The organism is Streptomyces sp. CNX435 (assembly GCF_059570575.1).
Genome location: NZ_JCANTA010000004.1, coordinates 404,258 through 420,287 on the forward strand (window position 1 = coordinate 404,258; position 16,030 = coordinate 420,287).

Genomic DNA, 16,030 nt, shown 5'->3' on the forward strand with positions numbered 1-16,030 from the left:
GACCTTGATCAACTATTTGCATGTGACGGCCAGGTGACTGCTCGTCACGGTAGCTTGGGACCGCACGACCTCAGGGGAAGAGGGGGACGTTGATGACTCTCAGGCGGGACGCGCATCTGGCGCTGGCCGAGCTGTTCCAGGGTGAGGCCGAGGTGCGCCGGCTGCTCGATCCCCTCGGAGTCGATCTGGCCCGTCTTCCGACGCTGTCCGGCGGCACCCCGCAGGAGTTCTGGTACGCCACGTGCACCAAGGTCGACAACGGCGCCTTCCCGGTCACGCTGACAGGGTTACTCGAGGCCGCGGCCCTGGAGTACCCGAACCATCCGCAGCTGCACCGGCTCCTCACCGGGGCGGCCGAACCGGAAGGCGGCGAACTGCCCGACCCGGCAACGGTGTTGTTCCTGATCTCCGCGCCGCACGGCCCGCCACCGCTGCAGCAGTCGGAGGAGTTCCGCAACAGCCAGGAGGCCGCGGCCGTCGGCCGCGGGCGCCACCTCGACATGCGGATCCGTGTCGCCGCCCGGAACCGCGACGTGATCCCCGCGCTGCTGGCCGAGGAGCCGCACATCGTGCACTTCGCCGGGCACGGCTCCCCCAACGGCTTCCTGCTCATGGAGGGGGACGACGGCGATGTGGCGCCCGTGCGCGCCGCCTGGCTGGCGGAGGCGCTCACGTCGTACGGCGGGATCCACGCCCTGGTGCTGATGACCTGCCACCTGGGGCGCGAGCTGAACCGCTTCGACCAGAGCACGCGGGCGGCGATCGGCTGTGACGCGCCGCTGCCGGACCCGGCCACGCTGGCGTTCAGCCGCGACTTCTACGGCGCGCTGAGCCACGGCCGGTCCGTCCCCGAGGCGTTCGCGATGGGCCGTGCGGCCATCCGGATGGCCGCGGGCGGCGCCCCTGATCTGCGCCTGCGCCTGGGCGGGCGCCTGCTCGGGGAGCGGTCCGGCGCATGAGCGAGGATGCCCGGGCCTGGCAGGGCGTCGACCTGGCGGCCCGGCGCCGCCGCGCCCGTGAGAGCCTCTCCGCCTCGGTGGACGGCGGTCCCGATCGGCTGAGCGAACTCCGGCAGGAGTTCCAGCTCGGGCTCGCGGGCGGCAGCACGACGGCCGGACCCGGGACAGGCGAGCCGGGCGGGCCGGGCAGGCCGGGCGAGGGAGTCGCGGACGTGCCGGACGCAACCGTGGTGACCGCCCAACTCCTCGACAAGCTGGGCCAGATAGAGCAGCGGTGCCCGACCTGCCACCACACGTTCCGGCTGGGCGAGGAGGTCACCATCGAGCGCGCGCCCGGCACCCGGCGCCCGGTGCTCCGCCACCACGGCCCGAAGGCGAGCTGCGCCGCCCCCGGCGCGGACGACATGAGCCGGGCGGCGACCGAGTTCCACGAGGGCCTCGACGCGGCCAACCCGCCGCCCGCCGAGCTGCACCCGGTGCGCCTGTGGCCGGGACATCCGCTGCTCGCGTTGCACGCCGGGGTGCAGGGCGGCCCGCCCACCCGGTTCACCTGCTGGGTCTGCGGGATGACGCTGCGCCCTGGAGAGCTGGTCATCCACTGCACCTGCTCGCCCACAGCCCCGTCCTGCCAGTGGGCGATCCACCGCGACCCCGACCGGGGCAGCCTCTGCTACGACGAGTGGAAGGAAGAGCACGGCAGCATCCCGTGCCTGACGGTGAACGCCCCGAGGGAGAGCCTGTGAACGGCCCTCGTGCGCCGTCCCGTTACGACCGGCACGAGCTGGTACCGGGCTGGGACCAGGACCGCGTCGGCGCCGCCACGGTCGTCCTGCTCGGCGTCGGCGCCCTGGGCAACATCCTCGCCCAGACGCTCGCCCTCACCGGGGTCGGCCGGCTGCTGCTGTGCGACCCGGATGTGGTGGAGCCCGGCAACCTCAGCCGCTGCCCCCTGTTCACCACGGCCGACCTGGGCCGTCCGAAGGCGGTGGCCGCCGCCGACGCGCTCGACCGGCTTGCGCCGGACGTCCATACCGAGCCCCGCACGGCGCCGCTGCTCTCCGGGGTCGGCCTCGCGGAGCTGCGCGACGCCCAGCTGGTGGTGGGCTGCCTCGACAGCGTCAGCGCCCGCGTCGAACTCGCCACCCGGTGCAATCTGGTCGGCGCCGCGCTGCTGGACGGCGGGACCCACGAGTGGGGCGGCCAGGTCACCCACTTCGTGCCCGGCGGACGCTGCTGGGGCTGCGGGCTCGACGAGGCGGAACTCCTGGCGCAGGACAGCCCGTGGTCGTGCGCGGTGCCGCGTGCCTCCGTGCCGATCGGCGCGACCGCCGCCGTGTCCTTCCTCGTCGGGTCGTGGCTCGCCAGCCATGCGGTGCGGCTGCTGCTCGGCCTGCCGGTGGAACGCCGGCCGCTGCGGATCAGCTCGTCCGGCGCGGCCGGGGCCGTGGCACCGCGGGGGCCGATGGACCGCCCCGACCCGGACTGTCCGCTGCACGAACGCATCCGGCCGCAGGACGTGACGAGGCTGCCGTTCGGCGCCGACGCCCCCGTGGGCGACCTCCTGAAGGCGGTACGGGCCGACGAGGAGCCGCTGGCCTGGGCCGGATTCCCGCGCGCCGGCGGCGGCGACCGCTTCCGGCTCGCCACCACCTTCCGCCTGCGTGCGGCGCCGCCGGACACCACCCTGTCGGCTCTCGGCGTCGCCCCACGTGAGCTTCTCGGCATCGTAGGCCCGGAGCCTTCCCGGCCCCGCTACGCAGAACTCGCCGCCGCCCCCCACCCGTACGAAGAGGCATTCGCGTGAACAACACACTCAAGGACCGGTTCTACGCCGAACTCGCGAGCATCCTGACTATGGCGGAGTCACACATCTTCCTGGACTCCATCGAGTTCCCCAAGGACCGGGTGAACGTCCGCGTGGACACCCTCCAGGAGTTCTGGCGGATCGTCCGGCAGAAGCTCGACGCCGGAGTACTGGTCGACGGCGACGCGCTGCTCGTCCGCACGGTCGCAGCGGCATATCCGGGCAACCCCGTGGTGAGCGAAGCCTTCGCGGTGGTCGAAAGCGGCGGGAGTCTGAGCGCAGCAGGCACCTCGGGCCCGCCGGAGTCCGCCTCCCGGGAGCCGGAGGCACCCGAAAGAACGGACGCTGCGGCCACAGGCCCGCATCCGGCCGAGCACGGCACGGAACAGCCGGGTCCCGACGCCACCGACGACGGGATCACCGGCGCCGGCACCAGGTCGGCCGACGACTCGACGCCCGCCGCCGAGCCCTGCCACATCCTCGTCTTCGTCGCGGACAGCCACCATGGCGAGTTCATCCGCGGTGTCTGGGAGGAGGACGTCAAGTCGACGCTCCTGTACGTGAGCGCGGACGACGACGCCGCGGTCGGCCAGGTCGCCGTGCTTCTGTCACAACCGCTGCCGCAGGCCCGCCTGGACGCGCTGCGCAGCCGCCTCGTCGACGCGGGCGCACCGGCCGACCTGGAGATCCTGGAGCAGGAGTGCGACCACCGCCCGTACCTGCTGAAGCTGGTCCGCGCGTTCGGCCCGGACCAGCAGCCCTTCGACCTGTCCGGGGTGCCGTCCACGACTCCGGTCAGCGACATCGCGTCGGCGGTCCTGGCCCGCTACGACTCGGGCCCCATCCGCGACCGGCTGCGCCGCCGCCGTCGCACCGTGGTCGACCTGTGCATGCCGGACGGCAGCTTCCAGCGCCTCGACCCCTCGCTGTCGCTGCACGACGCCGGAGTCCGCGACGGCGACACCCTCAACGTCTACCCCGAGAGCACGGCCGGCGTCACACAGCTGCGCATCCAGGCGATCCTGCGGGTACGCCGGGAGATCTTCCGCTACGCCAACGAGCGCCGGGAGTTCTGGGTGGACCGCGTCGACGACCCGGACTTCCCCACGGAGTACGACATCCGGTTCCGGGCGCCGGGGTTCCGGCCGCCCGACGACGACTCGCCCTGCGCGCTGCCGCAGCCGCAGCCCGAGCACAGCGCCGTGATCCTGCTCGGGGCGAAGTTCCCGCTGGAGGCCCCGGCGGTGATCTGGCTCAGCCCGGTCTTCCACCCGAACATCATGCCCGAGCCGAGGGGCGACCTCCCCGAAGGGCTGGTCTGCCTGGGGCCGCTCGACGAGTCGTACCGGCCCACGCTCGACTTCGGACAGCTGTGCCAGATGCTCGTGGACATGGCGGGGTACCGCAACTACGACGTCCGGGTCCAAAGCGCCGGTGGCAGTGGCTGGTTCAATGATCGTGCGGCCATGTGGGCCGCGTCGGAGAAGGGGGCAGAGATGATCGCGGCGATCGGCGGCACGCCGTCGGCCGAGGGCGCTCCGGAGGGTGACAGCCCCACGGCGCGGGCGCTACGCCTCCGGAAGTCGGACGTGGTCAGCGATGACAGTTGAGATCGAGCTGTACCGCGACGGCGGAGACGAACCGGCCCGCAGGCTCCCGCTGCCCACGCTCCTCAAGGACGCCCTGGCGGACGAGCTGAAGGACTGTGCCTCCGACCCGGTCTTCGTGCTGGCCTTCGCGCCCCGGCCGGAACCCGCGCCCTACGCGGGGCCGCCCCGGATCACGTACCTCGACCAGGAGTTCGGCCACGTCAGTGTCGTCGTCCAGGTGGACGGCAGCGTGGTGTACCGGCAGGGACACTCGGTGATCGGACTGCTCGGCCCGGCGATTGCGCGGGTGGCGCGGGCGACCGACCCCGGCCAGGACTCCTGGAGCTTCCGCATCGACGACCCGTCGTTCGAGGACTCGCCCGGACTGCGGATGCCTCCGGAGGTGACGGGCACGATCGACGTGGACGTGGCCCGCTCCTCCCGCCTCTCGTTCGGGGTGCGCCGCGCCCGGGAGCCGCAGGTGCCGGACTTCGACGCCGAGGCGGCCCGGTTCCCAGCGAAGCTGGGCCATCACCCCGTCTCCGTACTGCTGTCACCGGACGTGAAGCGGCTCCTGGAGAAGGACCTGCCGCTCTCGGGGGAGGTGGAGGAGGGCGGGTTCCTGTTCGGCAAGGTGTTCCGCAGGCCGGACGCCCCCGACCAGCACGTGGTGCTGGTCGAGTACGTGGTGCCCGCCGAGCACAGCGGCGCCTCCCGGATGCACTTCACCTTCACCGGCGACTCGTTCCGCACCATGCGCCGCGTCCACGCCGAGCGCCACCCGGAGGACCAGCTCGTCGGCTGGTACCACACCCATCTCTTCGCCCCGTCCGGCCCGTTCGGCCTCTCCGTCACCGATGTGGAACTGCACCGCGAGACATTCCGGCGCCCCTGGCAGATCGCCGCGCTCATCAACATCCATGACAACCGCCGTCTCCTGCGCTGCTACGCGCAGACAGAGACGTCCATGCGGGTCTGTCCGCTCTGGAGCCGGGATGAGGACAGTGAGCAGTACCGTCCTACGCCTTCTGCGCTGGGCGGCGAGTGAACCCGGCGCGCAGAACGGCCCGTTGCCACGGCTGACGGACCCGGAGCGCCGCGCCGCCGCCGGGCCGGAGGCGGATGCCGCGCGCCTGCTCGCCTGCCTGGCCGCGGTGACGGCCGCCCGGCTGCGGCTGGCCGACCCTCCCCTGGGCGACAGCCGGCCGACCGGCCTCGGCTGTCTTCCCCTCGCGGTCGCCGTCACCGTGCACCAGGTGCCCGCCGGGCTCGCCACGGCCCTCGACCTGCTCGCGGCCCCCGAGTCCGAGCGCGACCTGCTCGCCCGGCACGGCCTGGTCGCCCGCGTGCTCGCCGCGCCGGACGGCCCCAGGTCGCCGTGGCTGCGCGCCGAGCTGACGCGTCACTCGCCGCTCACGGCGCTGCTCGACGAGCCGCCGGACGACGCCCCGGAGCCGTACACCGACCTGCTCAACCGGCTGCGCCGGCATCCCGACGGCCGGCAGCTCGCCACCTCGGCGCTCGCCGAACCGCCCCGCTCCCCCGCCGTGGCCCGCCACCGGGGCAGGCTGCTCAACCGCTACCGCTACCTCCCCGGAGACCGGCAGTGGCTCTACGACGTGTACGAGACCGCGCTGCTCACGCACGGGCGGTCCTGGCTGCACCGCACCTCCGAGGCCACCGCCACCCTGCGCGGGACCAGGCCGGGCGGCGGCGCGCAGGACGCCGAGGACCGGCTCGCCTGGGCCGAGGCGCTCGCGGTGTGGTGGCGCCCACTGGCGGTTCTCGTCCACCGCCACCCCGACGAGCTGCGCAAGCGCGGCGGTCTGCGCGGCCACGAGCCCGGGATCGAACTCTGCCGCATCCACACGCGGCTCCAGGCCCGCGCCGGATTGGAGGCGTTCCTCACCCCATGACACACCCCCTGTACCTGGTGGCGGAGACCGAGGAGGAGAGGAGGGCGCTCTACTCGGCCGACCCGCGCGAAGTCCTGCGCACCGTCCTCGCGCGCGGCGCCTACCGCCTGACCGAGCCGCTGCCTGCGGACCTGCTCGACCGGCCGTTCGGCGAGTTCGCCGCGGACTGCCTGCTCAGGAGTGAACTGCCCCCGGACAGGCCGCTGTTCGATCCCGACGGGAGCGCCTGCGCGCCGCCGTCCGGGCCCCCGCCGTCCGGGCCCCCGCCCCCGGCCGGCCCCGACGTCCCGCCGTCGCTGCACAAGCCGGCCGCGGGCGGCGCCGCCGCGGACGCGCACCCGGTGCAGATGACCGACGTCGAGGCCGTGCAGCTCGCGTACCGGCCCCAGATCCAGCAGGTGGCCTCGCTGCTCAGGCACGACCTGCCCGTCCTGGTGATCGCCGAGAAGCTGGTCGTGTCCCACCTGTGGCGGGGCATCACGGATCTCGCAGAGCGGCGCGGCGTCCTCCTGGAGGAGACCGCGGAGCCGGCCGACGCGCAGATCGGCGGGGCCGGGCCGCCCCGGGGCCCGGGGGGAGGGCCCGGAGGAGGTCCGGGAGGGAGTCCGGGCGGGGGTCCGCCGACCGTGCCGCCCGTCGGACTCCCGCCCCTCGGACCCGCGCCCCCGGAGGCGGCGGGCGACCTCGTCGCCAGCCCGCGCCAGCGGCGCCTGCACCAGCTCCGCTCGCGGCTGGAGAGCCTCAAGGAGGGCGACGTCATCGTGCTGCCCCACCTCGACCTGCTGTGCGGCGGCGACGACCTCAGCCGGCACGCGGAGGCGCGCGAACTGGTCGAGTTGCTCTACGAGTACCCGGAGAGCCTGGTGCTCGCCTTCGCCGACACCACGCTGCCGCTGCCCGACGTGCTGGCCGAGCGGTTCAGCGTCCGGGTGTCCATCACGGGCCTGCCCCCGCAGGTGGCCACTCCGGACGGGACCACCAAGGTGCCGCTCGGCCGCGCCCTGGTGACCAGGCAGGAGGCGGACTGCTTCGAAGGGTTCAACCCGATCGAGTTCTACAAGCACGTGGCGGGCATGAACGCCGTCCGGCTGCGGCAGGCCATGCGCTACGCGCGCCAGACCCACGAGGGCAAGAGCGACGCCACGCTCAGGGACCTGCGCCAGACGCTCCTCAGCTTCAAGGCGCAGCAGTCCTCGCACTTCGAGATCCCGCAGGTCGTCTTCGACGACATCGGCGGCTACAGCGACGTCAAGGCGGAGATCCTGAAGGCCCTCGCCATCGTCTCCCGCGCCCAGGGCTTCCCCCCTGCCATGGAGAGCGTACGCAACGAACTGGTGCCGCGCGGCTTCATCTTCCACGGCCCGCCCGGCACGGGAAAGACACTCTTCGCCAAGGCGATCGCCAACCAGATGAACGCGACGATCCAGGTGATCTCCGGCCCCGAGGTCATCGACATGTACGTGGGCGAGAGCGAGCGCAAGGTACGCGAGGTGTTCGCCGCGGCCCGCCGGAGCGCGCCCTCCGTCATCGTCTTCGACGAGATCGACGCCATCACCATGCAGCGCTCGGCCCGCCCCGACGGCGGCACCCGGGTCGGCAACAGCGTGGTCGCACAGATCCTCACGGAGATGGACGGCTTCCGGCCCGAGGTCCCGCTCCTGGTCATCGGCACCACGAACCGGATCGACATCATCGACGAGGCGCTGAAGCGCCCCAGCAGGTTCCGCTGCATCGCCATCGGCCTGCCCGACCTGGCGGCGCGCCGGGCGATCCTGCGGCGGCACGCCCAGCGGTACGCCGTCACCCTGGACGACGAGCTGATCGAACTCATCGCCGAGGCCACGGAGAACAGGAACGGGGATGAGCTGCGGTCGCTGATGAGTGAGGCGTGTGTGGCCCAGCACCTCGACAAGAAGCCGCTCACCGCCCGTCAGATCGGGATGCTGGTCGGCAAGTTGCAGCAGGACCGGCGCGAGCAGAAGGCGGGGACCCAGCAGTGACGCGGCCACCCGGGCAGCGTGTCGGCGCGTCGCCGTGGAGCCAGGGCGACCTGGACGCCGTGCGTGCGCTGAAGTCCCTCGGCGTGCACGTGGCGCACCAGTTCGTGGGGCGGCGGGTCGCGGTCGACGTGCTGGAGATCGCGGTCATCGCCCGCGAGCACGTGCTGCTGCTCGGGCCGCCCGGCACCGGCAAGACCGATCTGGTCTCCCGGTTCGCGGCGGGCCTCGGCACGCTGCCCTTCGTACGGCTGCTCACGCGGTTCACCGAGCCCGCCGAGGTGTTCGGCCCGGTGGACATCGCGGCGTTCCGCGCCGGCAGGCACGTCGTACGCACCGAGGGCATGCTGCCCGAAGCGCACATCGCGTTCCTCGACGAGATCTTCCAGAGCGGCAGCCCCATCCTCAACACCCTGCTCACCGTCATGAACGAGCGCCTCTTCCACCACGGCACCCTCGCCCAGAACGTGCCGCTGATCTCGCTGATCGGGGCGTCCAACGCGGTCCCGCAGGACCCCGCCCTGCTCGCCTTCGCGGACCGCTTCCTGCTGCGCCTCCAACTCGCCCCGGTCGCCGACACCCACTTGGAGGACCTGCTCCACCGCGCGTTCACCCAGGCGGCCAGGCCCCCGAGCGCGGATCACCAACGCGTGTCCCTCGCCGCGCTCGACCGGCTCGGCCGCCAGGTGTCCCACGTCGACCTGAGCCACGTGCAGGCGCCGTACCAAGCGCTGATCAAGGAGCTGGCCGCCCAGGGGGTCACCCTCTCGGACCGGCGCATCGTGCGCGGCACCCGGCTCGTGGCCGCGGCGGCCCTGCGCGCCGAGCGCGGGCAGGCGGAGCCGCGCGACCTGTGGCCGCTGCGCCACTTCTGGTCGGACCCGCAGCACGAGCAGGTCCTCGCCGACACCCTGCGCCGGCTTGTCGGCGTCGCGGAGGGCGACCCGGAGGGCCCGGCGGACAACGCCCAGCGGATCCTCACCGAAGCGAGGCTCCAGCTGCGGCAGTTGGGTCCCGGGCCGACCAGAGCGGCGATCGTTCCCGTGCTGCAGCAGCTCAGAAGGCTGGAACTGCGGCTGAACTCGGCCGAACCGCACAACCAGCCTGCAAAGCAGGAGCTTCTCGATATCATCGACAAGGCCATCGCTCTCCTGCCCCGGTGAGGGTCCGGGAGACACGGTCGGACAGGGGGCCCCACCCATGTGCAATCCACGCCGGGTCCATGTCGTGGCGACCAGGACGGTCGTCGAGGCATGGCAGAGCGAGGTCCGGCGCACCGCCTCGGTGAGCGACACGGTGAACAGCGAGGTCCGCATAGCCCGCCCCTTCGGCAGCACGCTCGGCGAACGCACCCGCGCCGTCTTCGAACAGGCCCTGGCGGCGGACCCGCAGTGGCAGGAGGCGGACGGCGTGCACCGGCTCCCCCTTGAGGACGCCGAGGTCACCTACCGGCCGAGCACCGGCGAGCTGACCATCACAGCGCGGCTGCGCAGCACGATCACCGCCGAGGCGGAGGCGTCCGAGGACCTCCACGGGGTCGAGCAGGACGTCGCGACCGGTTCGGGGTTCGGCAGCCCGTACGGCGAGGCGGACCGCGCTGCCCGGTCCGACGCCGAGCGCAACGCGGCGGCGATGCGCGACCGGCTCCGGCAGCGCGCCGACACGGCGGCACGGGAGGCGGCCGAGGCAGCGGCCGACCGCGTACAGGCCCGGGCCGAGCGCGCCGCCCGCAGCGACCTCGACGCCCGGCGCGCCGAGGAGCAGCAGGCCCTCGACGAGCAGAACCGCAACCGCCTGAACGAGCTGGGGCAGGCGGGCATGAACGCCGTCAACGCGGTGCTCGGGCAGGCGTACCGGGAAGCGCTGCTCGTCTATGCGCGTGAGCACGGGGCGACGGACATCAGGGTTGACGACTCCGAGGACGGTGTCCTCGACATGGAGTTCCAGGTGGAGGCGTGACAGATGCGGCTGAGAGTCCGGTTCCGGTACAACCTCGAAACCGGTGTGGTCGAGCGCTTCCAGGTGGATGACACGGGCAGCGGGTCCGGGGCGGCACACGACGCCACGCACGACCAGGTGAGCGCCGAGGTGGGCGCGGTCGTCGCCAGCCAGCCGGACATCGAGGAGGTCACGTCCGGGGTGCCGGCGGCGCGCTCCCCGGCGCGGCACGACCCCGCGGGACTCGACGGCTGGACAGCGGTCGACGACGACGTCACCGAGGGCCCGGAGGCCGCCGCGCTGTGACCGACCGCACCGCGCTGCTGCTGCGCGCGGCCCGCTGCTACGCCGAGGCGGGCGCCCATCGGGATGCGGCCCGCTGCTACGACGCACTCGGCCGCAGCTGGACCGCCGCGGAGACCTACCGGCAGGCGGGAGACCTCGCGGCGGCTGCGGAGAGCTACCAGCGGGCCGGCCGGCCGTACGACGCGGCCCGCTGCTTCCGTGCCCTCGGCCGCCCCGACCAGGGTGCACGCTGCCTGCGGCAGCACGGCGACCTGCTGGGGGCCGCCTGGGAGCACCTGCTTGCCGGAGAGCCGCACGTGGCCGAGCCGTTGCTAGGGGCTGCCGCGACCGGCCGGACCGCTGCCGAGCCGCCGGCGCGACGGCTGCGGCTGCGGCTCGCGCAGGAGGTGTCGGCGCTGCTGCGGCAGCACACCCGCGAGCCGCTGCTCGCCCTGCTCCCGGACGTGGCGGCGCAGTTGACCGGCGACGGCACGGCCACGGCGGCTGTGCGTGAGCGCCTCACGCTGCTGGAGTGGGGCGTCGAGGCCGCCGACCTCCTCGCCCGCTTCGACTGGGGGGCCCGCCTCTTCCACACCGCGTATGGCTCGCTGCCGGCGGGCGCCCCGCAGCGGGGGGACCTGCGGTCGCGCTGGGAGGAGTGGGCCACGGACCGGCTCGGTGGCACGGCGTGGCTGCCGGGCCGGGAGGCGGACGTCGCGACCGCCGGCGGGTGACGGCCGGCACAGACGGGATCAGGAGGAACAGGAGGAAGGCGTGCACCTGTCCGAGGACACGACGGGCCGGCAGCCCTGGCGCTGCCTGGGCCGGTTTACTTCGGCGCGGCAGACGCTCGCCGCCCTGGGTTCGCTGTACACCGCGGGTGGCGCCGACTGGGCCTGCCACCGGGATCCCGGCGGGGACGGGTCGGTGTACTGGCTGCTGAGTTCCCTGCGCGGCACCGTAGGCCGCCAGGTGATGGCCCTGCAGGGCGGGGAGCCCGCCCCGCCGGCGGAGCATGTCCCCCAGGTTGTGGACCTTCCGCCGGTGACGGCCCTGGAGCTGCTCGCCGCGGTCCCGACCCAGGGGACGCCGGCACCCGGCCACCGCCTGCTGCACGTCCTGACGGCGCCGGAACTCCTGCGCGAAGCCGTGGAACGCACCCTGACCGCCGGGGTTGCGCTCTCCTACGTCCAGGTCGACGAGCGCCACTGGACCGCGGAGCCGGGAGCGGGAGAGGTGCACGGGGAGCGGCTGCTGCTGATCCTGGGTGCGCCGGAGCAGGCCGACGAGATCCCGGATCACCTGGTGCGCTTCCTCACGGGGCTCCCCCGTACGTCCGTGTGCCGGCCCGCCGCGTTCTGCGAGCGGCTGCTGCTCGACGTACGCATGGCCGTCCCCGCCCTGGAGGAGCTGTTCCAACCGGCCGTGCCGACCGGCGAGTTGTGGCTGTTCGGCGACTCCCTGGAAGGGCCGCCCCTGGCCCTGCGCACCCGAGGCGCGCCCGCGCCGCTCCTGGTGCAGCCCCCGGACGGGCCGCCGCGCCCGCCCGCCGCCGGCCGGCCGCAGGCCGCCGCGGCGCCCGCCGTGCCACCGCCGGCTCCGGCGCTGCGCGTGGTGCCCTCGCCCCGGGCGTCCACGCGGATCGACGCGGCGCTGCTCACGGACGACGACCTGTCGCTGCTGCGCCGCTTCCTGCCGGGCAGGCCCCTGGAGGAGCGCGGCCACTTCGCCCCGGGCGACGGCCGTCATCTGCTGCTCGCTCCGGACGATCTGGCGGCCTCCCTGCCGTTCGGGGTGCCGCTGCGCCGGATCGGGCCTGGGGCCTGCTTTCTGCAGTCCGGGCATGCGCTGGTGCCGGACCTGCCGCCAGCCGCTCGCGCCCGGACACTGCGGCTGCGCACGGGAGTGGCGACGGCGTGCTGGCAGGGCGGCTGGTGCACGTTCAGCCTGGAGCGCCTGGTGCCGCTGTGGACGCTGTGGGCCCCCGCCGCGGTGCCGCCGGTCGAGCCCGCTCTGTCCGCTCTGGCGCGGGAGATCCTGGCGGAGTTCGAGACGCTGACGGGCCAGACCACGGTGCCCGGGGTGCTGCCCGCGGAGGACGACGACCCCGGAGCGGCCCTGGCGCGGGCGGCCCGCCACTACGCCGAGGGCCGCCTGGCGGAGGCCGCCGAGGAATACCGCGCGGCGGGCAGCCCGCTGGAGGCGGCCCGGCTCTACGAGGAAGCGGCGCTGCGCATCGGGGAGGGGCTGTGAGCGCACCGGGCGGGCCGGAGGGACCGGGCCCCGACCTCGCCCGCCGCCTGTGGTTCCGCCCCGACGGGCCGGCACCGGGGGGCGGCGGCTGCCACTGCTGCTGCCTCTCCGCCGACGGCTCGATGGTCGTACGCGCCGACGGGAGCAGGCTGTACGCGGTGGACGAGCAGGGGCACACCGTGTGGACGGCAGCCAAGCCCCCGAGCGGCGTGGCCCGGCTGGTGTGGAGCCCGGGTGGTGAGGTCGTCGTGCTCACGGCCGGCGGCGCGGTGGCGGTGCACGACGGTGACACGGGGGTGCTGCGCGCCGCCGACGAGGAACAGACGGCCGCCGCCGCGTCCTTCGGTCCCGGCAGCGCGGGACCCGTCGTCACCGGGGACGGTCTGCGCATCGCGTACCCGGTCGGGGACGGGGTGGCCGTGCGCCACCGGTCCGGTGCGGTCCCCGGCCAGCGGCTGCCTGTGCGCGAGCAGATCACCGGCCTCGCGTGGGATGCCGCCGGGCGGCTGCTCTGTGTGGCCACCCCCCAGGCGCTGCGGTGGTGGAACCCCGCGCTGCGGCAGCCGAACCGCCCCGCCCTGGCCGGCCGAAGCGGGCTGAGCGCGGTGGCGTGCTCGCCGGTAGACGCCACCGTCGCCTTCGCGGACGCCGCGGGAGTGCACCTCCTGTACGCGGGAACGGACGGCCCGCACGCCTCGGCGGAGCCGGGCGCCCCGGTCGTCGCGCTGGCCTTCAGCCCTTCCGGTCGCTCGCTGGTCGCGGCGACCACCGAACGGGTCCTCGTGTTCCCGCTCGACCACGGCCTGGACCGGAGCGTCTCGCTGCCCGCCGCGCCGCGTACCGCCGGGGACTTCGACATGTCCGCGTGCGGCCGGTTCCTGGTCCGCTGCGCGGAGCGCGGGGAGAGCGGCACCGCGCTGTGGGAGCTGTCCGACGCGCAGGCCCAGCCGTCGGCACACCGGCCCGCCGCACGGCTACGGCGCTGGGCCGCGGCCATGTGCGCCTCGGTCGGCCGCGCCCTGCCGCTGCCCGGCGACACGGCCCCGTCCGCCGGCCCGCCCGTGGTCCTGGCGCCGTCCGGCGGTGGCTCGGCCGCGCCCGGCTTCGCCTGGGGCGAGGACGGCCGGTACGTGTACGAGCCCCGGCCCGGCACCCTGGCCGCACGCCACCCCGACCTCCGAGAAGAGCTGTGGACCGCGGACGTACCGACCGGTGAACACGGCGCCTACGACCTGGAGATATCCCCCGCCCCCGGCGGGTCGCTGGCCGTCGCCACCCGCTCGGGCGCCGTACCACTCACCGTGGTGAGCGTGCGCCGGGGCGCCGTCCGCACCACCGTGCCGGGCGGGCAGGCCCCGGCGTGGTCGCCGGTGGACGCCGACCGCCTCGCGGTGCCGGAGCCGGGCCCGGCACCGACGCACCTCTTCGTCTACGACGTGTCCCAGGGCACCCGCCTGAGCAGCCACGTGCGCACGCACGTGGGCCGCCCCGCCTGGTCCCCGGACGGCAGGCTGCTCACGGCCGGCACCCGGGGCGGCGTACTCATGTGGCGCATGCCGGAGTTCAGCCGGACCAGGCCGGTGCTGCCGCTGCCCGCCGCCGCGTTCGCCACCCGCGTCGCCTGGTCCCCCGACGGCACCCGCCTCGCCGTGACGCCCTCCGCGGGGCAGGGCCCGCTGACGGTGTGGGACTGCGGCACCTGGCAGATCCAGCGCGAGTTGGGCGCTCCGGGCGGCATCGCCTGGGCACCCGCTCTGGCCTGGTCGCCCGACGGCACGCTGCTGGCCGCGCCCGGCCCGGGCGAGGGCACCGCGCTGGTGCAGGTCTGGGACGTCAGCGCCGCTGCCGTCGTGCTCACCCTGGAGCCGCCCTCGCCGGTGTCCGGCCACCTGTGGTCGGTGCGCTGGTCCCCCGACGGCCGCCGCTTGGCGACCACGTACCGCGGCGGTACGACTCTGCTGTGGGAGATACGTCCGCGGCGGGGTGGGGCGAGCCCGGCGGCAGCCGGGCTCGGCGCTTCCGGTGCGCCCGCACCCGAGGCGCGCGACCCGCGACGAAACGCGCTGGCGACCGCCCCGCACCGGGCGCTCCCGCTGCAGCCCGCCGCCCTGGCCGGCCTCGGTGCCGCCGCTGCCGCGGCCGGTGCCGCCGTACCCCTGTCCGCCCTAGCCGAACTGGCCGGTGTACTGACCCCGTTGGAGCCAGACGCTGCCGACGCCACGCGCCCGCACGACAGCCGGGCCGCCGCCGCGCTGCGCTCCCTGCAGTGGCCCCCCGCCGCCCGGGCCGCCCTGACCGCGGTGGTCGCGGCACAGCTACCCCCGGACAGCCGGTTCGCGCCACCGGAGCACGTCCGCCCTGCCGAGCTGCGGGACGCCCTCGAATGGGGGTTACGTGGCGCCCCCGTACCGCCCCTGGTCGCCCGCGTGCCCACATCCGACGTGGCGGCGGCGCTGGAACGGACGCGCGGCGACCTGCTGCCCACACTGCGGCTCCTCGGGCCGGACGCCCTCGCCAGGGACCCGGGCCTGGCCCTGAGCCTGACCCGTGGGCTGGTACGCGACATGGACGCCGCCGTACGGCGCCGCCGCTCGACCGGAACCGACCGGAGCGTCCCCGCAGGCGACGAGACCGACGGCCCCGCCGCCCAGGGCGTGCCGGCCGGGCTCGTCCGCAGCGGATCGCCCGACCGGCTCGTGCCGAGCCACCAAGCCCTGCCGGACGACGTGCTCGACGCGCTCGACGCGCAGGACGCCCTGCTCTACCGCACCCGGCGCGGCACCGCCCCCGAGGCGGCGAGCGGCGGCGCCGCGCTGGTGCTCGACACAGGACCCGGCGCCCACGGCCAGGTCGGCACCTGTCTACGGGTGTGCGCGCATATCCTGGCCGACACTCTGCTGCGCGCAGGCCGCGGCGTCGAACTGCTGCACCTCGGGACAGCAGAGTGCGGCCGACGTCTTCTCCGCCCGACCGACCTGCGGCTGCTGTGGCTGCCGACGCCCGCCACGGCACCCGGGCCGCCAAGTGCCGCGCATACGGGCCACCGGGTCCGGGCCACGCTCGCCCGTCTGTCCGACAGCGCCGCAGCCTCGCCCCGCGCCGTGATGCTCACCCACCCGTACGAGCCGCGCCTCGACGTGCCCGGCACCCTGACGCTCCGGGTGCACTACCCCGGCCGCCCGGTCCGTACCGCCGAGCCGGACTGCTGGACCCTCTCACCGACACCGCGCCCGGAGCGGCTGCGCGCGGTCCTAGACACGATGCTCGCGGCACTCTGAGCGCTCCCTTG

13 protein-coding genes are annotated in these 16,030 nt (G+C 74.6%); all 13 read left to right on the top strand.

Going from position 1 to position 16,030, the window contains the following annotated elements:
- Positions 1-92: 92 nt before the first annotated feature.
- The 13 genes from T328_RS10705 to T328_RS10765 are packed head-to-tail and all read left to right on the top strand — an operon-like array spanning position 93 to position 16,019.
- Positions 93-959, top strand: coding sequence for an effector-associated domain EAD1-containing protein (locus T328_RS10705; RefSeq protein ID WP_496495705.1), 867 nt, complete (start codon positions 93-95; stop codon positions 957-959).
- Positions 956-1,702, top strand: coding sequence for a hypothetical protein (locus T328_RS10710; RefSeq protein ID WP_496495706.1), 747 nt, complete (start codon positions 956-958; stop codon positions 1,700-1,702). The genes T328_RS10705 and T328_RS10710 overlap by 4 nt, the downstream gene beginning before the upstream one ends.
- Complete coding sequence (locus tag T328_RS10715) at positions 1,699-2,763, top strand: HesA/MoeB/ThiF family protein (protein ID WP_496495707.1); 1,065 nt, start codon at positions 1,699-1,701, stop codon at positions 2,761-2,763. The genes T328_RS10710 and T328_RS10715 overlap by 4 nt, the downstream gene beginning before the upstream one ends.
- Positions 2,760-4,373, top strand: a complete 1,614-nt coding sequence (locus tag T328_RS10720) for a ubiquitin-conjugating enzyme family protein (protein WP_496495708.1) — start codon at positions 2,760-2,762, stop codon at positions 4,371-4,373. Before T328_RS10715 ends, T328_RS10720 begins: the two co-directional genes overlap by 4 nt.
- Complete coding sequence (locus T328_RS10725) at positions 4,363-5,400, top strand: JAB N-terminal domain-containing protein (protein WP_496495709.1); 1,038 nt, start codon at positions 4,363-4,365, stop codon at positions 5,398-5,400. The genes T328_RS10720 and T328_RS10725 overlap by 11 nt, the downstream gene beginning before the upstream one ends.
- Positions 5,357-6,268: a hypothetical protein gene (locus T328_RS10730; protein ID WP_496495710.1), complete on the top strand. Its 912-nt coding sequence runs from the start codon at positions 5,357-5,359 to the stop codon at positions 6,266-6,268. The genes T328_RS10725 and T328_RS10730 overlap by 44 nt, the downstream gene beginning before the upstream one ends.
- On the top strand, positions 6,265-8,268 hold the full coding sequence (locus tag T328_RS10735; protein WP_496495711.1) for an ATP-binding protein: 2,004 nt from the start codon (positions 6,265-6,267) through the stop codon (positions 8,266-8,268). The genes T328_RS10730 and T328_RS10735 overlap by 4 nt, the downstream gene beginning before the upstream one ends.
- Positions 8,265-9,428, top strand: a complete 1,164-nt coding sequence (locus T328_RS10740; RefSeq protein WP_496495712.1) for an AAA family ATPase — start codon at positions 8,265-8,267, stop codon at positions 9,426-9,428. The genes T328_RS10735 and T328_RS10740 overlap by 4 nt, the downstream gene beginning before the upstream one ends.
- 37 nt (positions 9,429-9,465) lie before the next feature.
- The gene (locus tag T328_RS10745) at positions 9,466-10,224 is read left to right on the top strand and encodes a hypothetical protein (RefSeq protein ID WP_496495713.1); all 759 of its coding nucleotides are present in this window, start codon (positions 9,466-9,468) and stop codon (positions 10,222-10,224) included.
- A 3-nt stretch (positions 10,225-10,227) separates the two neighbouring features.
- Complete coding sequence (locus tag T328_RS10750) at positions 10,228-10,509, top strand: hypothetical protein (protein WP_496495714.1); 282 nt, start codon at positions 10,228-10,230, stop codon at positions 10,507-10,509.
- Positions 10,506-11,222 carry a hypothetical protein gene (locus T328_RS10755; protein ID WP_496495715.1) on the top strand — a complete coding sequence of 239 codons (717 nt, stop codon included), beginning with the start codon at positions 10,506-10,508 and terminating at the stop codon, positions 11,220-11,222. Before T328_RS10750 ends, T328_RS10755 begins: the two co-directional genes overlap by 4 nt.
- 40 nt (positions 11,223-11,262) lie before the next feature.
- Positions 11,263-12,741, top strand: coding sequence for a DUF8588 domain-containing protein (locus tag T328_RS10760; protein WP_496495716.1), 1,479 nt, complete (start codon positions 11,263-11,265; stop codon positions 12,739-12,741).
- Complete coding sequence (locus tag T328_RS10765) at positions 12,738-16,019, top strand: hypothetical protein (RefSeq protein WP_496495717.1); 3,282 nt, start codon at positions 12,738-12,740, stop codon at positions 16,017-16,019. The genes T328_RS10760 and T328_RS10765 overlap by 4 nt, the downstream gene beginning before the upstream one ends.
- Positions 16,020-16,030: the final 11 nt, after the last annotated feature.